The organism is Mesorhizobium sp. M4B.F.Ca.ET.089.01.1.1, from assembly GCF_004022605.1.
GTDB classification, from domain to species: domain Bacteria; phylum Pseudomonadota; class Alphaproteobacteria; order Rhizobiales; family Rhizobiaceae; genus Mesorhizobium; species Mesorhizobium abyssinicae.
On record NZ_RZOS01000059.1, the window covers coordinates 1 to 20223 of the forward strand.

A 20223-nucleotide genomic window follows, 5' to 3' on the forward strand; every position below is an offset into this window, starting at 1 on the left:
ATACTGGATAGCGCGCAGCTCGCCCGAATCGAGCCCGAGGCCAGACGCTGGGTCGACCTCGGTTCGGGCGGCGGCTTTCCCGGACTGGTGCTGGGCTTCCTGCTAGCCGAGCGCGACGGCGCGTCTATCGACCTGGTCGAAAGCAACCGCAAGAAGGCGTCGTTCCTGCAAGCGGTCGTCGGCCAGTTCGGGCTGCCGGCGCGAGTCGTCGCGCGGCGCATCGACGACAGCTATCCGCTTGTTGCGGCACCGGAAATCGTCACGGCGCGAGCGCTTGCGGCTTTGCCGGCGCTGCTCGACCTAGCGGCGCCGTGGCTGACCAAAGGGGCGCGCGCGCTTTTCCACAAAGGCCGGGATTACCGGGCCGAGGTGGAAGAAAGCACTCACCGCTGGGCATTCGATCTGGTAGAACATCCAAGCTTGACCGACCCTCATGGCGTCATCCTCGAAGTCACCCATCTGCGCCCGGCGACCCCGCAATGAATCACTGGCATAGACCCATGAAAACTGGACCTCGAATCATCACCGTAGCCAACCAGAAGGGCGGCGTCGGCAAGACGACGACCGCCATCAACCTGGCGACGGCGCTGGCGGCGATCGGCGAACAGGTGCTGATCGTCGACCTCGATCCGCAAGGCAATGCCAGCACCGGGCTCGGCATCGACCGCAAGGACCGCACCGTCTCCTCCTACGACGTGCTGACCGGCGAGCTCGATCTCGAAGCGGCGGCGGTGCCGACGGCGGTGCCGGGCCTCTCGATCGTCCCGTCGACGCTCGATTTGCTCGGCATCGAGATGGAGATCGCCTCGGCGCCGGACCGGGTGCTTCGGCTGCGCAACGCGTTGCGCGCGGCGGCCGAGCGTTCGGCGCCTTTCGGCTATGTGCTGATCGACTGCCCGCCGTCGCTCAACCTTTTGACCTTGAATTCAATGGCGGCAGCCGATTCCGTTCTCGTGCCGCTGCAGTGCGAGTTCTTCGCGCTCGAAGGTCTCAGCCAGCTGCTCGAGACGGTCGAGCAGGTGCGCCGCACGATCAACCCGGATCTCACCATCCAGGGCATCGTGCTCACCATGTACGATGGCCGCAACAACCTCGCCAACCAGGTGGTGCAGGACGTGCGCACGCATATGGGCGACAAGGTCTATGAGACGATCATCCCGCGCAATGTCCGCGTTTCCGAGGCGCCCTCCTACGGCAAGCCGGCGATCCTCTACGACCTCAAATGCTCGGGCAGCCAGGCCTATCTGCAGCTCGCTTCCGAAGTGATCCGCCGCGAGCGCAAATTGCGCGCCGCCTGATGCCGGCCAAACGCCGATTCGATACCGAAACGATCTGGACAGATTATGAGTGAAGACCTTTCGAGAAAAAGACTTGGCCGCGGCCTGGCGGCGCTGATCGGCGAGATCGACCGCCCGGCGATCCCGGAAAAGCAGAGCCCGGCGGCGGACGGCAAGGTGCCGATCGAATTCGTCAGCCCCAATCCGAAGAACCCGCGCCGGCATTTCGGCGATGCCGAGCTCACCGATCTGGCACAGTCGATCCGCGAGCACGGCGTCGTGCAGCCGGTGGTGGCGCGGCCGTCGCCGACGCAGCCCGGCCGTTACGAGATCATCGCCGGCGAGCGGCGCTGGCGGGCGGCGCAGCGCGCCGGCCTGACCGAGCTGCCGATCATCCTGCGCGAGGTCAACGACCGCACGGCGCTGGAACTGGCGATCATCGAGAACGTGCAGCGCGCCGACCTCAACCCGGTTGAGGAAGCGCAAGGCTATCAGCAATTGATCGACGAGCACGGCTACACCCAGGCCGACCTCGGCCAGGTGATCGGCAAGAGCCGAAGCCATGTCGCCAATACACTGCGGCTCCTGAAGCTGCCCAATGTCATCCACGACATGCTGGTCGACGGCGCGCTGTCGGCGGGGCACGCCCGCACGCTGGTGACGGCCGAGGATCCGGCGGGCCTCGCCAAGCGCATCGTCGAGGAGGGACTTTCGGTGCGCCAGGCCGAAGCGCTGGCGCAGATGCCGGCCGGTCCGACGCCGGCCAAGGCGAAAAAGGCCGAGCCGGTGGAAAAGGACCCCGACACGCTGGCGCTGGAAAAGCTGCTCACCGACACGATCGGCATGATCGTGTCGATCGAGCACAAGGAGCGCGGCGGCACAATTCGCGTCAACTACCGGACGCTGGACCAGCTCGACGAGCTCTGCCGGCGGCTGAAGGACGAGCGGTAAGGTGTCGAGATTTCAGGACATTTAGCCGGCTAATAAAGTTTCGGCTTAAGATGAGAAGCGAGGAAGGGCTGGCATCCGCCGGCCCTTCGTTTTGTGACCCATCCGCCCTCCGCCGGCTCTTTTCCTCTCCCTCCGGAGGGGGGAGAGGTGGCACTGCGAAGCGGCGACGGAGTGGGGGAAGGCGGTTCTTAAATACGCCGACGCCGACAATTCATCATCAGGGCCAGGCATCACCCCGCCAGAAACAAAGACGCCGGCGCTGGTCGACCCCTTTCCGTCGAGCTTCGCTCGACACCTCTCCCTTGATCGACGGGGGAGAGGAACGGCGCCCGTCACTTCGACCGCCCGGCTCAGCGGTTTTCCGTCCGGAATTGCTCCAAAACAATGAGATAGGGCGGTTCAGCGTTCCTGAAACGCGCTCGTCCCGGTCGCTAGGCGTCGTCCGTATCTTCGTTTGTCCGGTTGCTGTGCATCAGCTTCGACCGGACAAGCAGTACGGAAATGACGATCGCCACGATTGGGCTTGCCATGAACACGATGTCGTCCAACGCGCGGCCGAAGGACAGGCGAGCGGTGACCTGCCAGAGGACAACCGTCAAGAACACGCTGAAAAAGAACCCGTAACGACTTTCTTGGTCATTTCACCCCCCCGAATCGCCCCTGAAACACCTGGCGCGAGCCAGCCAATCCCAATTTGAGGTTGAAGTCTGTAGTGCGGCACAGCGCTTCATGGAATCCGGGTCTGCCCCTAAGTGTTTGTTATTGCGCAATCCCGTATGGAAAACCGCCGGCCACTTTTCCTGGAATTGCTCTAATAGGCGACCGGGACTGCATTCAGGCGAAGACGGCTCAGCCCCTCTGCGCCAACCGCGCGCTTTCGACCGCAATGCCAAGCAGCGCCTGGCGCGCCAGGGCTTCCGACAGGTCCGGCCGCTTGCGGGTCTGCAGCACGGCGGTCTGCAGCCGGTTGAGCGCCCGGCCGAGCGCCTCGACGTTCCAGCGCTCCAGCGTCTTTTCCACCAGCTTGCGCCGCGAGAAGAAGACCGGCGGGCGCGCGGCCGCGACGACGGAGGCGGCGTTGCGGCCGCCGCCTTCCATCTGGCCGCGCATCGCCTGGATCGCCTGCAATTGGCGCATCGCCGCCGACAGCACCAGGAAGGGGTGGCCGCCGCCCTGGCAGTGTCGGGTGAAAGCGGTGTCGAAATCGGCGATCTTGCCGTCCAGCAGCGCATCGACGGCATCGTCGAAGGAGGCGCCTGACACGTCGCCGGACGTCGCCCGGACATCGTCGAGGTTGATCTCCTTCTGGCCGTGGGCGTAGAGCACCAGCTTCTCGATCTCGCCGCGCGACGCCAGCCGGTCGCCGCCGAGATTGCGGCGCAGCGCCTGGCGCGCCTCCAGCGTCATCGACATGCCGGCCTTGCGCAGTTCGTCGTCGATGACGGTGTCGATATCCCTTGCCTCGTCGGCATAGCAGGGCAGGGCGATGGCGTTGCCGGCGGCCTCGACGATGGCGCGCAGGCCGGTGCCCTTCTTCAGGTCGCCGGCCTCGATGAGGATGATGGCGTCCCGCGCCGGCTCCGATGTCAGCGCCTTGACGTCGTCGGCCAGCGCTTTCTGGCCGCTGGCGTTGCGCACCCACAAGAGCCGCCGGTCGGAGAACATCGGCACGGTGCGCGCCTCGTCGAGCAGGCGGCCCTGGTCGCGGTCGACTTCCGCGCCGTCCAGCCTGACGACCGAGAACGGATCGTCGAGCGGCAGGCCGGTCTTGCCGGCAAAAGCCCTGGCCCGTTCGGCGACGAGCCCGCGGTCCGGGCCGTAAAGCAGGACGATGGACATGGCCGCGTCAGGCCGCGCCAGCCACGAATCGACCTCGTATCCCTTCTTCTGTGCCATGCGGGGTGAGTTAGCATGAGGCGGGGCGGGTGAACCAGAGTTTCGGCAACTTGCAGAGGCCTATCTGGCTCGCGCGGGCGATTGTTTCGATGTCGGATGATGATTCATAGCTGACCGCCGGCGCCGCCCCCCATCCGCCTGCCGGCACCTTCTCCCCACATAGTGACGGGGAGAAGTGGGATGGCCGCGACGTTGGCGCCCTTCTTGCGACGTTGATGATTGGCGAAACGGGGGACACAGCGCCCCTCTCCCCGTCACCATACCGGGAGAGGATGCCGGCAGGCAGGTGAGGGGCAGCACTGGCCTCGACAGTTACCCGAACGCCTACGTGGTCCGGGCATTTCAGGCTCTTGCGCCAGACCGGTCACAGCCATTCGCCAAATTGCGTGACGCAGGAAAACATCGACAAGAAATTTCGCCGTCATATCTGCATCTTGTCGCCAGCGCGCCGTATCGGCCTTGATCAGCCGAGAAGCCGGGGCACGGCCCGTCATCTGGCCGATGAATTAGTGGCGCGGATGTGCAACTATCGCACCGGCAACATTGGAGGACGTAGGTCATGGCCGATGCTGGAATGTTGCGGTTCCATGTTCCCGAGCCCGAGGTGCGGCCGGGTGGCACGCCCGATTTCTCCAATGTGACCATCCCCAAGGCCGGATCGGCGCCGCGCCCGGAGATCGATGTCGATCCGCGCACCATCCGCGACATGGCGTTCTCGATCATCCGCGTGCTCAACCGCGACGGCGAGGCAGTCGGGCCGTGGGCCGGGCTGCTTTCCGACCAGGAATTGCTCGAAGGCCTGCGCCACATGATGACGCTGCGCAGCTTCGACCAGCGCATGCAGATGGCGCAGCGCCAGGGCAAGACTTCCTTCTACATGCAGCATCTCGGCGAGGAGGCGGTGAGCTGCGCCTTCCGCAAGGCGCTGACCAAGGGCGACATGAACTTCCCGACCTATCGGCAGGCCGGCCTGCTCATCGCCGACGGCTATCCGATGGTCACGATGATGAACCAGATCTATTCCAACGAGGCCGATCCGCTGAAGGGCCGGCAACTGCCGATCATGTATTCGTCAAAGGAGCACGGCTTCTTCTCGATCTCCGGCAATCTGGCGACGCAGTACATCCAGGCGGTGGGCTGGGCGATGGCTTCGGCGATCTCCAACGATTCGCGCATCGCCGCCGCCTGGATCGGCGACGGCTCGACGGCGGAGTCCGATTTTCATGCAGCACTCGTGTTCGCCTCGACCTACAAGGCGCCGGTGGTGCTCAATGTCGTCAACAATCAGTGGGCGATCTCGACGTTCCAGGGCATTGCGCGTGGTGGCTCCGGCACTTTCGCGGCGCGCGGCCTCGGTTTCGGCATCCCTTCGCTGCGCGTCGACGGCAACGACTATCTCGCCGTCCATGCGGTGGCGAAATGGGCGATCGAGCGGGCGCGCCGTAATCTCGGGCCGACGCTGGTCGAATATGTCACCTACCGCGTCGGCGCGCATTCGAGCTCGGACGACCCGTCCGCCTACCGGCCGAAGGCGGAGTCCGATGCCTGGCCGCTCGGCGACCCGATCGTGCGGCTGAAGAACCATCTCATCCTGCGCGGCGTCTGGTCGGACGAGCGCCATGCCCAGGCGGAAGCCGAAATCCTCGAGACGGTGATCGCGGCGCAGAAGGAGGCCGAGAGCCACGGCACGCTGCATGCCGGCGGCAAGCCGTCGACGCGCGACATGTTCGAGGGCGTCTATGCCGAGATGCCGCCGCATCTCAGGCGCCAGCGCCAGCAGGCAGGGGTCTGACCATGCCGAGACGGACCATGATCGAGGCGATCCGCGACGCCATGGACGTGTCGATGGGGCGCGACGAGCGCGTCGTCGTGTTCGGCGAGGATGTCGGCTTCTTCGGCGGCGTCTTCCGCTGCACGCAAGGCCTGCAGGCCAAATACGGCAAGAGCCGCTGCTTCGATGCGCCGATCAGCGAAGCCGGCATCGTCGGCGCCGCCATCGGCATGGCCGCCTATGGGCTTAAGCCCTGCGTCGAGGTGCAGTTTGCCGACTATGTCTATCCGGCCTACGACCAGATCGTCTCGGAGGCGGCGCGGCTGCGCTATCGCTCCAACGGCGATTTCACCTGCCCGATCGTGGTTCGCATGCCGACCGGCGGCGGCATCTTCGGCGGCCAGACGCACAGCCAGAGCCCGGAGGCGCTGTTCACCCACGTCTCCGGCCTGAAGGTGATCGTGCCGTCCAACCCTGCCGACGCCAAGGGGCTGCTGATCGCGGCGATCGAGGATCCCGATGCGGTGATCTTCCTCGAGCCGAAGCGGCTCTACAACGGTCCGTTCGACGGCCATCACGACCGCCCGGTGACGCCGTGGTCGAAACATGATCTTGGCGAGGTCGCCGACGGCCACTACACTGTCCCGCTCGGCAAGGCGGCGATCCGCAGGCAGGGCGCCGCGGTTACGGTGCTCGCCTATGGCACGATGGTCTATGTCGCCGAGGCGGCGGCCGCGGAGACCGGCATAGACGCCGAGATCATCGATCTGAGGACCCTGCTGCCGCTCGATCTCGAGACGATCGTCGCCTCGGTGACGAAGACCGGACGCTGCGTGGTGGTGCACGAGGCGACGTTGACCTCCGGTTTCGGCGCCGAGCTCTCGGCGCTGGTGCAGGAGCACTGCTTCTACCATCTGGAAGCACCGGTCGTGCGCGTCGCCGGCTGGGACACGCCCTATCCGCACGCGCAGGAGTGGGACTACTTTCCCGGCCCGGCCCGGGTCGGCCGCGCGCTCGTCGAAACGCTGGAAGCTTGAAGAGGGGAGGCCTGACCATGGGCGAGCACGTCATCAAGCTGCCGGATGTCGGTGAAGGCGTCGCCGAGGCCGAGCTGGTCGAATGGCATGTGAAGGTCGGCGACCTCGTGCGCGAGGACATGGTGCTGGCCGCCGTCATGACCGACAAGGCAACCGTCGAGATTCCCTCGCCGGTCGATGGCGAGATCCTGTGGCTGGGCGCCGAGATCGGCGACACGGTGGCGATCGGCTCGCCGATCGTGCGGCTGAAGGTTGCCGGCGAGGGCAATATGAAGCCGCAGAGCGATGCGGCGGAAGAGGCCATCAAGGCCGAACCGCCAGCCAAGCTGCCAACCCCGAAACCCGAGGCCGCTCCGGCGAGCCCGAAGGCGCAGTCAAAGGTCGCCGCGCCGAAAGCCAAGCCGGCGCCAGCTCCCGCAAATGGGGCGGCACGGGCCTTGGTTTCCGGCGCGCCGCGTCCCGAAGGCGAGAAGCCTTTGGCCTCGCCCGCCGTCCGGCTGCGCGCCAGGGAAGCCGGCATCGACCTCAGGCAGGTCGCGGGTTCCGGCCCGGCCGGCCGCATCGGCCATGAGGATATCGAGGCGTTCCTGGCGCGCGGGCCGCAGGTCGCGAAAACCTCCGGGCTTGCCCGCAAGGACAATGTCGAGGACATCAAGGTCATCGGGCTGCGGCGCAAGATCGCCGAGAAGATGGCGCTCGCCAAATCGCGCATCCCACACATCACCTATGTCGAGGAGATCGACGTCACTTCACTGGAGGAGCTGCGGGCGACGCTGAACAAGGAGAAGCGGCAGGACCGGCCGAAGCTGACGCTGCTGCCGTTCCTAATGCGGGCGATGGCCAAGGCGATCGCCGACCAGCCGAGCATCAACGCGATCTTCGACGACGAGGCCGGCATCATCCACCAGCATGGCGGCGTCCATATCGGCATCGCCGCGCAGACGCCGTCCGGGCTGGTGGTGCCGGTGGTCAAGCATGCCGAGGCGCGCGACCTGTGGGAGTGCGGCGCCGAGGTCAACCGGCTGGCCGAGGCGGCGAAGTCGGGCACGGCGAGCCGCGACGAGCTGTCAGGCTCGACCATCACCATCACCTCGCTCGGCGCCATGGGCGGCGTGGCGACGACGCCGGTCATCAACTATCCGGAGGTGGCGATCGTCGGCGTCAACAAGATGATGGTGCGGCCGGTGTGGGACGGCACCCAGTTCATCCCGCGCAAGATGATGAACCTGTCGTCCAGCTTCGACCATCGCGTCATCGACGGCTGGGATGCCGCTGTGTTCGTCCAGCGCATCAAGGCGCTGCTGGAAACGCCTGCGCTGATTTTCGTGGATTAGTGGGGCGGGACGATTGAGATGATGGCGGGACAGCGCCCCCCTCTGCCTTGCCAGGCATCTCCCCCACAAGGGGGGAGATTGGACGTCATGCCGGGCTTCGCCAATCTCCGCCGTTGCAGGAATGAACGAAACGACGAAGCTGCTGATATCCCCCCTCGTGGGGGAGATGTCCGGCAGGACAGAGGGGGGCGCGAAGGATCGCGACGGAACGTTCCCTCGGATCGAAGGACCACATCATGAAAGAAATCTCCTGCAAGCTGCTCGTCATCGGCGCCGGGCCCGGCGGCTATGTGTGCGCGATCCGCGCCGGCCAGCTCGGCGTCGATACGGTGATCGTCGAGGCGGGAAAGCCGGGCGGCACATGCCTCAATGTCGGCTGCATTCCCTCCAAGGCGCTGATCCATGCCGCGGAGGAGTTCGAGAAGGTGGCGCATATGGCCGGCGGCAACAGCCCGCTCGGCATTTCGGTCGCCGCGCCGACGCTCGATCTGGCCAAGGCAATCGCCTGGAAGGACGGCATCGTTAGCCGGCTGAACAGCGGCGTCGCCGGGCTGCTGAAGAAGGCCAGGGTGAAGACCGTGCAGGGCTGGGCGACGTTCCGCGACGGCAAGACCGTCGAGGTCGAGACCGAGACCGGCACCCAGGTGATCCGCGCCGAGACGGTGGTGATCGCGACCGGATCGGCGCCGGTCGAACTGCCGTTCCTGCCGTTCCGCGGCCCGGTGATCTCGTCGACGGACGCGCTGGCGTTGAGCGAGGTGCCGAAGAAGCTCGCCGTGGTCGGCGGCGGCTATATCGGGCTGGAGCTTGGCATGGCCTTCGCAAAAATGGGCGCCAAGGTCACCGTGGTTGAGGCGCTGCCCCGCGTGCTGGCGCAATATGACGCCGAACTGACCCGACCGGTGGTGAAGCGGCTCGGCGAGCTCGGCATCGAGGTGATGACAGGCGCCAAGGCCAAGGGGGTGTCGACCCAGGGACAGGCCGGCAAGGGCGATGCGCTGCTGGTCGAGGCGGCAGACGGCAAGAACGCCAAGGTCGCCGCCGACAAGATCCTCGTCACCGTCGGGCGCAAGCCGCTCACCGAAGGCTGGGGGCTGGACCAGATCGACCTCGACATGGCCGGCAAATTCATCCGCATCGATGAGCAGTGCCGCACCTCGATGCGCGGCATCTTCGCCATCGGCGACGTCACCGGCGAGCCGATGCTGGCGCACCGGGCGATGGCGCAGGGCGAGATGGTGGCCGAGATCGTCGCCGGCCACAAAAGAAGCTGGGACAAGCGCTCGATCCCGGCGATCTGTTTCACCGATCCGGAGCTGGTGACCGCCGGTCTGTCGCCGGACGAGGCGAAGGCGCTGGCTGGCGAGATCAAGATCGGCCAGTTCCCGTTCGCCGCCAACGGCCGCGCCATGACCAGGCTCGGCGAGGATGGCTTCGTGCGCGTCGTCGCCCGCGCCGACAACCACCTGGTGCTGGGCATCCAGGCGGTCGGCCAGGGGGTCTCGGAACTGTCAGCCGCGTTCGGCCTGGCGCTGGAAATGGGGGCGCGGCTGGAGGACATCGCGGGAACGATCCACGCCCATCCGACGCAGGGCGAAGGTTTCCAGGAAGCGGCGCTCAAGGCGCTGGGTCAGGCGCTGCATATTTGAAAAGGTTTCTCCCCCCTTGAGGGGGAGATGACCGGCAGGCCAGAGGGGGCCGGTGCGACCGGACGCGACCTCCCTTGCGACAGATGGAGGTTAGCGCTCCACGCGAAGCGACCCCCTCTGTAGCCTTCGGCGACATCTCCCCCTCAACGGGGAAGATTGCACAGCTCACCCCGCGAGCCGGCTTTCCATCTCGTGCTGAGCGTAGGCGCGGCCGAAGCGGTTGGCGAGGAAGGCGTCGAGCGCGATGTCTTCCTGGCGCACGAAGCCCCTGGCCGGCAGCGAGCCGTCGGCCAGCATGTCGAGCACGGCGCAGATGCCGGAGGCGGTGGTGATCTGGATGGCGCTGCGCACCAGGGTGCCGACGCGCTTCGAGTAGATCTTGTTGGCGTAGGTCTCCTGCAGCAGGCGGCCATTCTTGCGGCCCGAGACGGTGACGAAGACGATGACGACGTCCTGCAGCGTCGACGGCAGCGCGCTCTCGAAAATGTCCTTCAGCACGTCGCGGCGATGGCGAAGCCCGAGATCATTGAGCAGCGCCTTCATGATCGCGGCGTGGCCGGGATAGCGGATGGTGCGGTAGTTCAGCGTGCGCACCTTGCCCTTCAGCGTCTCGGCCAGCGTGCCCAGCCCGCCCGAGGTGTTGAAGGCCTCGTAGGTGACGCCGTCGAGCGAGAACTCCTCGCGCTCCTCCAGCGGCGGTACCTCGATCAGCTCGCCCTCGACGATCGCCTCGCAGGGCTCGCAGTATTCGTTGATGACGCCGTCGGTGCTCCAGGTCAAATTGTAGTTCAGCGCGTTGGACGGATATTGCGGCAGCGCGCCGACCCGCATGCGCACGCTCTCCAGCGTGTCGAAGCGGCTGGCGAGATCGTTGGCGACGATGGAGATGAAGCCCGGCGCCAGCCCGCATTGCGGAATGAAGGCGCTCCCGGCGTCGCGCGCCAGCTCCTTAACCCGCCTGGTGCTGACGACATCCTCGGTGAGGTCGAGATAGTGCACGCCGGTAGCGGCGGCAGCCTCGGCGATGCGCGTGGTGAGATGGAAGGGCGCGGCGCTCAGCACCGCGAACTTGCCGGCAAGCGCCGCCTCGAGCACGCCCGGCGCGGCGATGTCGATCTCAAGCGTCTCGACACCGGCGGGCAATTCGGCCGCCGCAAGCTGCGCCGCCGAGCGGTCGACGAGCGTCACGCCATAGTCGCCGGTGGAGGCGAGCATCTCGGCGATGGTCGAGCCGATCTTGCCGGCGCCGACGACAACGATGTTCTTTTTCATGATCTATACCCCTGCCATTTCGAAACTGGCGGGAATCATCGCAGCTTGCCTGTCGAAAGGAAGCGTGGAATTGTACGAAGCGAAATGCCATTTTGAACAATATGCCGACAAGGATCGTCGAAATGATCAGCGATGCCGAACAGGCCCTGCTTTCGCTGCTGCGCGCCAACGCGCGCGCCTCGACCGCCGAGCTCGCCCGCCAGCTCGGCGTGTCGCGCACCACGGTGCAGAGCCGGATCGATCGGCTGGAGCAGCGCGGCATCATTGCGGGCTACGGCGTGCGGTTGTCGCCCGACTATGAGCAAGGGCTGGTCAGGGCGCATGTGCTGCTTACCGTCACGCCCAAGCTCGCCGACAAGGTGGTGCGCGCCTTGGCGGCGCTGCCGCCGGTCAGGACGCTGCATTCGGTCAGCGGCAATTTCGACATGATCGTCATCGTCGACGCGCCGTCGATCCGCGATCTCGACGCGCTGCTCGACCAGATCGGCGCTATGGACGGGGTCGAGCGGACGTCGTCGTCGATCATTCTGTCGACGCGGATCGATCGGTGAAACTGCCGGCAGGCGAGTGAACGGCACCTTTCCTCTCCCCCCTCCGGAGGGAGAGGAAAGGAACAGGCCGCGCCCGGTCGGACCGACCCCCTCTGTCGCCTTCGGCGACATCTCCCCCTCGAGGGGGGAGATCAGATGTCACGCCGGCTTTCGCCAATCGCCGATGTGGCAGAAAAGGCGCCGGGATCGAAGCTGCCAATCTCCCCCTTGTGGGCAGGGGAATCGCATATGGCTTTTTGGGACTTGAAGTTGGGCTGAGAAGGGATTCTGTGAGCAGGCAGTCTTAACGAGGGAGAGACTGCCATTTCGAGCCTTGAAAGCTATTTCGGCGCCGTGCCTGACCCCCGCGCTGGTAACGCCACGCATCGGCTTGGCGATCTGATCGTGATGATGATCGCGGCAAGCCTGTGCGGGGCAAACAACGCGACAGAGTTCTCGTTGTTTGCTCAAGAGCGCAGGCAGGCACTGTCGCGGTTGATTGAGTATGAGGTGGCGCCCAGTCACGACACCTTCTCGCGGCTGTTGCGGCTGCTGGATCCGGAGGCTTTCGGGCGTGCCTTCGCAGCCTTTGCCGCAGGCTTTGCACGGGCATGCCAGGAGGTGGTCGCCCTCGACGGTAAGGCGCTGCGGCGGGCCTATGAGAAGGGCCTTGCCGCCAGTCCGCCTCTGACGGTGTCGGCCTTCGCCACCGAGACACGGTTATGCCTGGCAGCGGTATCCCCCGGCACTGCCGAGAATGAGGTCGAGGCTGCCCTTAAAGTCGTCGAACTCATTGATCTTACTGGTAGAATGGTCACCGCCGATGCGCTCCACTGTCACACGCGCATGGCTGAGGCCATCACCGAGCGGGGAGGCGACTACCTGCTCGCTCTTAAGGGCAACCGTCGGCATTGGGTTGTTCATGCCAAGCAACATCTGGCCGGGAGCACCCCCGCTGTCGCGGAGCGGACCGAGACCAGCCATGGCCGCGACGAGTGGCGGCAGGCAGAGGTCGTGGCCACTGCCGAGCCGCTGATGCCTGGCCATAAAGCCTTCATCCGCATCTCCAGCCGGCGCGATCAGGCCGAACCGCTGACGCGCCTGTTCATGGCCTCGACACTGCTGTCGCCACAGCAAGCCCTCGACCTCTCAAGGGCGCATTGGCAGATCGAGAACGGGCTGCATTGGATGCTCGACGTTCATCTGGGCGAAGATCAATCCCGAGCCCGCAAGGACAATGCTCCGGCAAACACCGCAATCCTCACCCGCATCGCCAGAAACGTCCTCCAGGCAGCCGATGCCGACAAAGTCCCCATCAGCCACCGCATCAAGAAATGCGCCTGGAACGACGACTATCTCATCCAGGCGCTAACCCATATGCGATAGCCCTGCCCTTGAGGGGGAGATGCCCGGCAGGGCAGAGGGGGGCGCGAAGGATCACGACGTTTGCTTTGGCTCAATCCTTTCACGGCGGGTGGGCAGAACCCTTGCCGGTCTCAAGCAGGACTTCAGGGTCGCCAGCCGGATCAGCCCTTGCGGGAGAACCAGAAGGCGTCCGGCATGCGCGTCATGCCGATGCGCTCGTAGAAGCCGACAGCGTCCGGCATCGAGATCAGGCTGATGGCGACGGCGGGACCGAGCTGGCGGCGCGCCTCGTCCATCAGGCCCTTGCCGACGCCGAGCCCTTGCGCGGATTGGGAAACGGCAAGCTCGGAAATGTAGCAGACCCAGGCAAAGTCGGTGACGCCGCGCGCGACGCCGATCAGCGGCTTGCCCTCTGTGTCGAGGCGCGCCGTCAGCACCAGGTTGGCGTTGCCGAGCATGGTCGTCAGCCGGGCCTCGTCGTCGACGGGGCGCGTCTCGCCGAGGCCGGATTCCACCAGCACGCGGCGGAACTCGGCGACGCCGACCGCCGGCTCGCTGGCATAGAGGACGCGGGATGGTTCGGTCATGGGCGCCAGACTGCACCAAGGGGCCAGGATTTCGAAGTCTTTTCTGACCGCCGATCCGCGCACGAACAGTTGCCTTTCATTTGCCGCCGGCTTTGTGTAAACCGTGCGCCAGCAAATCCCCCGCAACGAAAAACGGGCAAAAGCCAATGGACAAATTCACCAAGCTGACCGGCGTCGCCGCGCCGATGCCGATCGTCAACATCGACACCGACATGATCATCCCCAAGGATTATCTGAAGACGATCAAGCGCACCGGGCTCGGCACCGGCCTGTTCGCCGAGGTGCGCTACAAGGAGGACGGCTCGGAGAACCCCGACTTCGTGCTCAACAAGCCGGCCTATCGCAAGGCGCAGATCCTGGTCGCCGGCGACAATTTCGGCTGCGGCTCGAGCCGCGAGCACGCGCCGTGGGCGCTGCTCGATTTCGGCATTCGCTGCGTCATCTCGACCTCGTTCGCCGACATCTTCTACAACAACTGCTTCAAGAACGGCATCCTGCCGATCACCGTCAGCCCGGAAGACCTGGACAAGCTGATGGACGACGCCTCGCGCGGCTCCAACGCCACGCTGTCGGTCGATCTCGAGGCCAAGGAGATCCGCGGCCCCGACGGCGGCGTGGTCACGTTCGACCTCGACGACTTCAAGCGTCACTGCCTGCTCAACGGGCTGGACGACATCGGCCTGACCATGGAGAAGGCCGGCGCCATCGCCTCGTTCGAACAGAAGAACGCCGCGCAGCGCCCCTGGGCCTGATCGTCTGTATCTGAATGGTTAAGCCCGGCCACGACAGGCCGGGTTCGTGCTGCGGCTGAACGGAGGGACAGTCATGACACGCTCGCTTCTGGCCGGCGCCTGCGCGCTGGCGGTGAACCTGCTGCCGATGGCGGGCGCGCATGCCCAGACCGACCCGGTGCTGGTGCCGGCCGACGATGCGTCCGGCGGCGCCGCCGACCAGGGCGCGTCGAGCACCACCGATGCGGCGCCGGCCGACGAGGACAAGCAGGCGCCGATCCCGTTCGAGGGAGGCCAGTTCACCATCACCCAGCAGGAGGAGTATGGCGAGAAGGTGCTCGCCTATGACGGCAAGCAGCTCGCCGACAATTACGACGTCTTCTTCGACAAGATTGTCGAGGTCGGCGGCGTCAAGGTCGCACTGTTCGATGTCGGCGATGGCGGCAATCAATGCGGGCCGGCGAGCGTCATCGCCTGGAAGCCGGAAGGCGGCGAGATCCAGACCGCCACCGTCGAGCAGGACGAATGCGGCGCGCCGCCGCCCGCGGTTTCCGACAGCGCCATCTACTATGTGCCCTTCCTGCTGCCGGGAGAGACGAGAGCGGCGCTGCAATGGTCGCCGACCGAAGGGCTGACCACCTCCGGCAACCTCACCTACACGCCGGAATCCGGCACCGACTGGAAGGATGTCGACCCGTCGAAATACGACAACATCATCGACGCCTTCCACAACGAGGCCGTCTACAAGGCGGCGCAGGCGGTGCTCGGCGACACCATGCCGGACATGGCGACCAGCCTGCTGGTCGGCGGCGGCACCGAAAGGACCGCATCCGGCGCCTTCTACGCCACCGGCTGCGTGCCGCACGATTGCGGCGGCAATGACGGCTTCATGGCGGTCGACCCGGTCAAGCACATGGTCTATTTCGCCCGCCGCGGCGACAATGGCGAGCCCGATGCTCGGCCGCCGCTGAAGGATTGGCCAGCGGATATCAAGAAAGCATATGACGACGCGCAGGGGGCGGCGAATTAGGTTCTTGCCGGGCGGCGCGTGAGCGCCTTCTGCTTCGCCGCGTTCCTTCGCGCCCCCCTCTGTCCTGCCGGCCATCTCCCCCACTTGGGGGGAGATTGGCTGTTTCGGCGCCCCGCCCGCCTTGCAACGTTGGTGGTTGGCGAAAGCCAAGGCGACATCTGATCTCCCCCCAAGTGGGGAAGATGGCCGGCAGGCCAGAGGGGGGCGCTGGCCCGCCAGCATCAAAGTTTTGCACCGACAATCGATGCTCCCTGGCTCACGACCGGATCGCCCGTCTGCTTCAGGATAACCGCAACAACTGCGAGGTTTCCATGCGCACACTCATCTCCACCGGCTCGCCCTTCGAGAAAACCGCCGGCTATTCGCGCGCGGTGGTGCAGGGCGACTGGTGCTTCGTCTCGGGAACCACCGGCTATGACTATGCCACCATGACCATGCCCGACACGGTCGAGGCGCAGACGCGCAATTGCCTCGCCACCATTGCAAAGGCCCTGGCCGACGGAGGCTTCGAGATGGCCGATGTGGTGCGGGTGCATTACTACATCACCGACCAGGCCTATGTTGACGTGGTGTTCCCGATCCTCGGCGAGGCGTTCGGCGATATCCGGCCGGCGGCGACGATGATCGTCTGCCAGCTCAACAAGCCGGAGATGAAGATCGAGATCGAAGTGACCGCGCTCAAGCGCACGGCCTGATGCAGGTCGCGCAAGACCGGGGCGCTTGCACAAAGCGAGGATCAGCCGATGGTGAAGGTCAAGCGCATCGTCGCCAACATCGCCACGCAGGACACCGCCGCTGCGCAGCATTTCTATCAGGACGTGCTCGGGCTCGATGTTTTGATGGACCGAGGCTGGATCGTCACCAGCGGCTCGGCCGAGACGATGACGGTGCAGATCAGCTTCATGACCGAGGGCGGCTCCGGCACGCCGGTGCCTGATCTGTCGATCGAGGTCGACGACGTCGACGAGGCGCTTGCGGCCATGCGCAAGGCCGGCTTCGCCATCGAATACGGCCCGGCCGACGAGCCCTGGGGCGTGCGGCGCTTCTTTGTGCGCGACCCGTTCGGCCGGCTGGTGAATGTCCTTTCGCACCGGTAGGCGCGCCGCTATTCCAGCTTGGGTTTCTCGCCCACACAGTGGGCTATGGCATGCACGCATTTCCAAGCGGCTGGTTTTTGCGATAGCGTGCATGGCAGCTTGGCGCATGGATTGTCTAATGTAGGGCTGGTCGACCCCCACTCCGTCTCGGCTTCGCCGAGCCACCTCTCCCCCGATCGACGGGGTAGAGGAAAGACGCCAGGCCTTTTGCCGTCAACGCTCGTCCACCAATGCTCCCTTCCTTTCCCTCCGGAGGGGGGAAAGGTGGCGCTGCGAAGCAGCGACGGATTGGGGGAACCACGGGGCAATCAAGGCTCGGCCGATCAGTCACGCCACTCACAGAAGATGCGTGCATTCCCTAGACGTGGGGAGAGGTGGCTCGGCGAAGCCGAGACGGAGCTGGGGCAGCACCCTACGAAGACCCCCTCTCCGTCCGCTTCTCGGCCACCTCTCCCCCGCCTCTGGCGGGGGCGAGGACCCAGTTCCTGCAGGGCCGGCAGGTGCAAGGGGCGTCGCGGCCTTCTGCATCCCCTTGCGTACGGACCACTTGGCGTTTAGCAAGGCCGCGGTTTCTCCAAACACTATCGGGATGGTTCTCCATGGCTTCGAAAAATCTCCTCCTGCTCGCCGGCGACGGCATCGGCCCCGAAGCGATGGCCGAGGTGAAGAAGCTGATCGCGGCCATGAACGAAGAACTCGGCAGCGGTTTTGCCACCGATGAGGGGCTGGTCGGCGGCTGCGCCTACGACGCGCATGGCGCGGCGATCTCGGATGCCGACATGGCAAAGGCGATGGCAGCGGATGCCGTGCTGTTCGGCGCCGTCGGCGGGCCGAAATGGGACAAGGTGCCTTACGAAGTGCGCCCCGAGGCCGGACTCTTGCGCCTGCGCAAGGACATGGAGCTGTTCGCCAATCTGCGTCCGGCGATCTGCTACCCGGCGCTTGCCGCGTCCTCCTCGCTGAAGCAGGAGGTGGTCGAGGGCCTCGACATCCTGATCGTGCGCGAGCTCACCGGCGGCGTCTATTTCGGCGAGCCGAAGCAGATCATCGATCTCGGCAACGGCCAGAAGCGCGGCATCGACACGCAGGTCTACGACACGTTCGAGATCGAGCGCATCTCCGGCGTCGCCTTCGAGCTGGCCCGCACGCGCAAGAACCACGTCACCTCGATGGAAAAGCGCAACGTCATGAAATCCGGCGTGCTGTGGAACGAGGTGGTCAGCCAGACGCACGCGGCGAAATATTCGGACGTCAAGCTCGACCATATGCTGGCCGACGCCGGCGGCATGCAGCTGGTGCGCTGGCCGAAGCAGTTCGACGTCATCGTCACCGACAATCTGTTCGGCGACATGCTTTCCGACATCGCCGCCATGCTCACCGGCTCGATCGGCATGCTGCCGTCGGCCTCGCTCGGCGCGCCTGACGTCAAGACTAAGAAGCGCAAGGCGCTCTACGAGCCGGTGCACGGCTCGGCGCCCGACATCGCCGGCAAGGGCATCGCCAACCCGATCGCCATGATCGCATCCTTCGCCATGTGCCTGCGCTATTCCTTCGGCATGGTGGCCGAAGCCGACAAGCTCGAAGCGGCGATTGCCGCCGTGCTCGACGACGGCCTGCGCACCAAGGACGTCATGTCCGAAGGCATGACCGAGGTCGGCACGGTGCAAATGGGCGACGCCATCATCGCCAAGTTCCTGGGCTGATCCCATGGCGGTCGACGTCCGCTGGGCGACGACTGAAGACGCGGCGGCGCTCGCCACCATCCTTTGCGAGATGGCGGCGCATTACCGGCAGACGCAGCTCGATCACGACCGGGCGCTGGCTGCGGCGCGGCAGTGGCTCACCGATGAAAGCCCGGCCTACCCGCATTTCGCGCTCGCTTTCGCCGGCGGCGAGGTTGCCGGCCTGGCTTCGGTGGCCATCGCGCATCCCGGCATCGATCTCGAACGGCTGATGTTCCTGAAGGATCTTTTCGTGCGCGAAGGCGCCCGCAACCAGGGCGCCGGCCGCGCGCTGATCGCGTTTCTCGCCGGTCATTGCCTGAGCCACGGCATCGGCCGCATCGACCTGACCACCGAGGACTGGAACGACGGCGCGCGGCGCTTCTACACGCAGCTTGGTGCCGAGCGCCACGGCCAGAAGATTTTTCTCCGGTTGTCGGGCGAGGCGCTGAAGACGGCCGCTAAATCCTGACGCCCTGCGGCACCGGGCCCCACTGGTTCTCGCGGGTTTGCGTCGGGATCAGCGCGAAGACCAGCGTCGCGAGGCCGCCAATCGTCGGGATGAAGCAGAGGATGGCGAGCCAGCCGGTCAGGCCGATGTCGTGCAGGCGGCGCACGATCAGGCCGATCCAGGGCGGGATCGACGCCAGGATGAACAGGCCGCAAAGGCCGACCGTCATCGCCGGCATTTCCTGGCCGGGCTCGAGATCGCCGATCGCCGCGTCGGCGGCGAGGCCGATGGCGACGACCGCGATGACGCTGATGGTCCAGAACAGGCAGAAGGCCCAGAATTCCTTGCGGCGGGCGCGGTCGGCGAAGTTGAAATAGTTTCGCGTCACCGCCCGCCAGAAATAGTCCCACAGACCGGTGGACTGAGCTGGGCCTGCGTCGGCCGCGCGGCCGAAGTGCTGTGCGGCCGCCGGCCTAAGGGCGGCTTGCTGCGGCGGCGCGGCGGTTGGGGCGGTGGCGCCTGGGGAGGCCGAGGCCTGTGGACGGACCGAGTAGACGTTGCGCGCCTGGCCGCGATCCGGCTGGAACTCGACCACAGCGCCCTTGGTCAGCGAGGTCTCGCGGCGCATGTCCTCGCGCGCGAAGCTGTAGCGGTTGCCGTCGGCTCCGGTGAGGAAACCAAAACCCTGGTCCTCGTCATAGTGCAGAATTTCGCCGCGCATGGCCTTGCCCCCAAAGTTGCGCCTTGCCCAGACTGTTCAAAGTCGACGCGGATCGCAAGAGGCATGCCGGACATGGTGAGCAATCGTTTCAGGTCTGCCTCCCGTTCCTTTGCCTATCCGAGGTGGGCGCCGCCCCTCACCTGCCTGCCGGCATCCTCTCCCCGTATAGTGACGGGGAGAGGGGCGCTGCCATCGCCGATTTCACCAATCGCCATCGCAGGATGGGTGCCAAGATCGCGGCCAGCCTCTTCTCCCCGTCACTATACGGGGAGAAGTGCCCGGCAGGGCGATGAGGGGCGGCGGCGCCTTCGGCAATTGGTGCGATTGCATCAACGAATCGCTGGATGGGCCCACGGACCGCTGAATCCGATGAGACGCTCAGCCCGGCCGGTTCTTCGGCTTCTTGTGCTTTGCCGGCCCGTCGGACCTTGGTTTGTCGAATTTCGGCTTGCCGGGCTTTTTCGCCCAGGGCTTGGTCTCCGTCGCGCCGGTGCGTTCGGGCTGCCCGCGCTTTTCGAATTTCGGCTTGTGAGCACCTTGGGGCGCGTTCGCCTCGAAGGGCCGCTTGCCGCGATGCGGCTTCTTGTCGGGCTTCGGCGGCTGGTAGCCGGCCCGCGACAGGTCGGGCGTGCCGTCGAGCCGCTTGACCGCGATGTTGTTCTGCAATTTGCGGTCGGGGCCAATTGCCGCCAGGAAGCGGTCGGCCCAGTCGGCGGCGATCTGCACGAAGGTCTCTTCCGGCTGCATCTTGATGGCGCCGATCTCGCGCTTCGAGATATTGCCGGTGCGGCACAGCATCGGGA

General features: G+C 65.7%; 21 protein-coding genes. 16 read left to right on the top strand and 5 right to left on the bottom strand.

The window, feature by feature from the left end; genetic code table 11:
• The 4 genes from EN780_RS08725 to EN780_RS41330 all read left to right on the top strand — a co-directional run.
• Positions 1-483: RsmG family class I SAM-dependent methyltransferase (locus tag EN780_RS08725; RefSeq protein WP_128273210.1), on the top strand; the 483-nt coding region annotated here is incomplete at its 5' end.
• Between the two features lie 17 nt (positions 484-500).
• Positions 501-1298 (top strand): ParA family protein, encoded by a 798-nt coding sequence (locus EN780_RS08730; protein WP_127392197.1) that lies wholly within the window; start codon positions 501-503, stop codon positions 1296-1298.
• Between the two features lie 45 nt (positions 1299-1343).
• On the top strand, positions 1344-2228 hold the full coding sequence (locus EN780_RS08735; protein WP_127392196.1) for a ParB/RepB/Spo0J family partition protein: 885 nt from the start codon (positions 1344-1346) through the stop codon (positions 2226-2228).
• A gap of 501 nt (positions 2229-2729) precedes the next feature.
• Positions 2730-2852: a hypothetical protein gene (locus EN780_RS41330; RefSeq protein WP_281035358.1), complete on the top strand. Its 123-nt coding sequence runs from the start codon at positions 2730-2732 to the stop codon at positions 2850-2852.
• Between the two features lie 225 nt (positions 2853-3077).
• On the opposite strand, the gene holA is transcribed toward EN780_RS41330, so the two are convergent.
• Entirely contained in the window at positions 3078-4124 is a 1047-nt protein-coding gene (gene holA / locus EN780_RS08740) for a DNA polymerase III subunit delta (RefSeq protein ID WP_127392194.1), read from the bottom strand.
• Between the two features lie 559 nt (positions 4125-4683).
• Here holA and EN780_RS08750 point away from each other — a divergent pair.
• From EN780_RS08750 to lpdA, 4 genes are all read left to right on the top strand, one after another.
• Positions 4684-5916 carry a 3-methyl-2-oxobutanoate dehydrogenase (2-methylpropanoyl-transferring) subunit alpha gene (locus EN780_RS08750; protein ID WP_127392193.1) on the top strand — a complete coding sequence of 411 codons (1233 nt, stop codon included), beginning with the start codon at positions 4684-4686 and terminating at the stop codon, positions 5914-5916.
• A 2-nt stretch (positions 5917-5918) separates the two neighbouring features.
• A complete protein-coding gene (locus EN780_RS08755) occupies positions 5919-6932 on the top strand; it encodes an alpha-ketoacid dehydrogenase subunit beta (RefSeq protein ID WP_127392192.1) in 1014 nt (337 codons plus the stop codon).
• Positions 6933-6949: 17 nt separating this feature from the next.
• Positions 6950-8266, top strand: coding sequence for a dihydrolipoamide acetyltransferase family protein (locus tag EN780_RS08760; RefSeq protein WP_127392191.1), 1317 nt, complete (start codon positions 6950-6952; stop codon positions 8264-8266).
• A 236-nt stretch (positions 8267-8502) separates the two neighbouring features.
• Entirely contained in the window at positions 8503-9915 is a 1413-nt protein-coding gene (gene lpdA / locus EN780_RS08770) for a dihydrolipoyl dehydrogenase (protein ID WP_128273212.1), read from the top strand.
• Positions 9916-10080: 165 nt separating this feature from the next.
• Here lpdA and EN780_RS08775 read toward each other — a convergent pair whose 3' ends face one another.
• A complete protein-coding gene (locus EN780_RS08775; RefSeq protein ID WP_127392190.1) occupies positions 10081-11187 on the bottom strand; it encodes a saccharopine dehydrogenase family protein in 1107 nt (368 codons plus the stop codon).
• A gap of 122 nt (positions 11188-11309) precedes the next feature.
• Here EN780_RS08775 and EN780_RS08780 point away from each other — a divergent pair, with 122 nt between their 5' ends.
• Both EN780_RS08780 and EN780_RS08785 read left to right on the top strand, forming a co-directional pair.
• Positions 11310-11738, top strand: a complete 429-nt coding sequence (locus EN780_RS08780; protein ID WP_127392189.1) for an Lrp/AsnC family transcriptional regulator — start codon at positions 11310-11312, stop codon at positions 11736-11738.
• Between the two features lie 333 nt (positions 11739-12071).
• The gene (locus EN780_RS08785; RefSeq protein WP_245493564.1) at positions 12072-13103 is read left to right on the top strand and encodes an ISAs1 family transposase; all 1032 of its coding nucleotides are present in this window, start codon (positions 12072-12074) and stop codon (positions 13101-13103) included.
• A 140-nt stretch (positions 13104-13243) separates the two neighbouring features.
• Here EN780_RS08785 and EN780_RS08790 read toward each other — a convergent pair whose 3' ends face one another.
• Positions 13244-13669 (bottom strand): GNAT family N-acetyltransferase, encoded by a 426-nt coding sequence (locus tag EN780_RS08790; RefSeq protein ID WP_127392837.1) that lies wholly within the window; start codon positions 13667-13669, stop codon positions 13244-13246.
• 146 nt (positions 13670-13815) lie between these two features.
• Here EN780_RS08790 and leuD point away from each other — a divergent pair, with 146 nt between their 5' ends.
• From leuD to EN780_RS08825, 6 genes are all read left to right on the top strand, one after another.
• Positions 13816-14421, top strand: a complete 606-nt coding sequence (leuD, locus tag EN780_RS08795) for a 3-isopropylmalate dehydratase small subunit (RefSeq protein ID WP_128273214.1) — start codon at positions 13816-13818, stop codon at positions 14419-14421.
• A 73-nt stretch (positions 14422-14494) separates the two neighbouring features.
• On the top strand, positions 14495-15430 hold the full coding sequence (locus EN780_RS08800) for a hypothetical protein (RefSeq protein WP_127392838.1): 936 nt from the start codon (positions 14495-14497) through the stop codon (positions 15428-15430).
• Between the two features lie 311 nt (positions 15431-15741).
• On the top strand, positions 15742-16125 hold the full coding sequence (locus EN780_RS08810) for a RidA family protein (protein ID WP_128273216.1): 384 nt from the start codon (positions 15742-15744) through the stop codon (positions 16123-16125).
• Positions 16126-16176: 51 nt separating this feature from the next.
• Complete coding sequence (locus tag EN780_RS08815; protein ID WP_127392843.1) at positions 16177-16527, top strand: VOC family protein; 351 nt, start codon at positions 16177-16179, stop codon at positions 16525-16527.
• Positions 16528-17126: 599 nt separating this feature from the next.
• A complete protein-coding gene (gene leuB, locus EN780_RS08820) occupies positions 17127-18230 on the top strand; it encodes a 3-isopropylmalate dehydrogenase (protein WP_127392840.1) in 1104 nt (367 codons plus the stop codon).
• A gap of 4 nt (positions 18231-18234) precedes the next feature.
• Positions 18235-18720, top strand: a complete 486-nt coding sequence (locus EN780_RS08825) for a GNAT family N-acetyltransferase (protein ID WP_128273217.1) — start codon at positions 18235-18237, stop codon at positions 18718-18720.
• Here EN780_RS08825 and EN780_RS08830 read toward each other — a convergent pair.
• Entirely contained in the window at positions 18710-19420 is a 711-nt protein-coding gene (locus EN780_RS08830; RefSeq protein WP_128273219.1) for a DUF805 domain-containing protein, read from the bottom strand. The two genes, EN780_RS08825 and EN780_RS08830, sit on opposite strands and share 11 nt — an antisense overlap.
• 378 nt (positions 19421-19798) lie before the next feature.
• A partial coding sequence (locus EN780_RS08840; RefSeq protein WP_189556460.1) for a DbpA RNA binding domain-containing protein occupies positions 19799-20223 on the bottom strand: 425 nt, incomplete at its 5' end.

Bases quoted from the DNA above. Each gene is read 5' to 3' on its own strand.
- EN780_RS08730 (WP_127392197.1), top strand. From the start codon at position 501: ATGAAAACTGGACCTCGAATCATCACCGTAGCCAACCAGAAGGGCGGC.
- EN780_RS08735 (WP_127392196.1), top strand. From the start codon at position 1,344: ATGAGTGAAGACCTTTCGAGAAAAAGACTTGGCCGCGGCCTGGCGGCG.
- EN780_RS41330 (WP_281035358.1), top strand. From the start codon at position 2,730: ATGACGATCGCCACGATTGGGCTTGCCATGAACACGATGTCGTCCAAC.
- holA (WP_127392194.1), bottom strand. From the start codon at position 4,124: ATGGCACAGAAGAAGGGATACGAGGTCGATTCGTGGCTGGCGCGGCCT.
- EN780_RS08750 (WP_127392193.1), top strand. From the start codon at position 4,684: ATGGCCGATGCTGGAATGTTGCGGTTCCATGTTCCCGAGCCCGAGGTG.
- EN780_RS08755 (WP_127392192.1), top strand. From the start codon at position 5,919: ATGCCGAGACGGACCATGATCGAGGCGATCCGCGACGCCATGGACGTG.
- EN780_RS08760 (WP_127392191.1), top strand. From the start codon at position 6,950: ATGGGCGAGCACGTCATCAAGCTGCCGGATGTCGGTGAAGGCGTCGCC.
- lpdA (WP_128273212.1), top strand. From the start codon at position 8,503: ATGAAAGAAATCTCCTGCAAGCTGCTCGTCATCGGCGCCGGGCCCGGC.
- EN780_RS08775 (WP_127392190.1), bottom strand. From the start codon at position 11,187: ATGAAAAAGAACATCGTTGTCGTCGGCGCCGGCAAGATCGGCTCGACC.
- EN780_RS08780 (WP_127392189.1), top strand. From the start codon at position 11,310: ATGATCAGCGATGCCGAACAGGCCCTGCTTTCGCTGCTGCGCGCCAAC.
- EN780_RS08790 (WP_127392837.1), bottom strand. From the start codon at position 13,669: ATGACCGAACCATCCCGCGTCCTCTATGCCAGCGAGCCGGCGGTCGGC.
- leuD (WP_128273214.1), top strand. From the start codon at position 13,816: ATGGACAAATTCACCAAGCTGACCGGCGTCGCCGCGCCGATGCCGATC.
- EN780_RS08800 (WP_127392838.1), top strand. From the start codon at position 14,495: ATGACACGCTCGCTTCTGGCCGGCGCCTGCGCGCTGGCGGTGAACCTG.
- EN780_RS08810 (WP_128273216.1), top strand. From the start codon at position 15,742: ATGCGCACACTCATCTCCACCGGCTCGCCCTTCGAGAAAACCGCCGGC.
- leuB (WP_127392840.1), top strand. From the start codon at position 17,127: ATGGCTTCGAAAAATCTCCTCCTGCTCGCCGGCGACGGCATCGGCCCC.
- EN780_RS08825 (WP_128273217.1), top strand. From the start codon at position 18,235: ATGGCGGTCGACGTCCGCTGGGCGACGACTGAAGACGCGGCGGCGCTC.
- EN780_RS08830 (WP_128273219.1), bottom strand. From the start codon at position 19,420: ATGCGCGGCGAAATTCTGCACTATGACGAGGACCAGGGTTTTGGTTTC.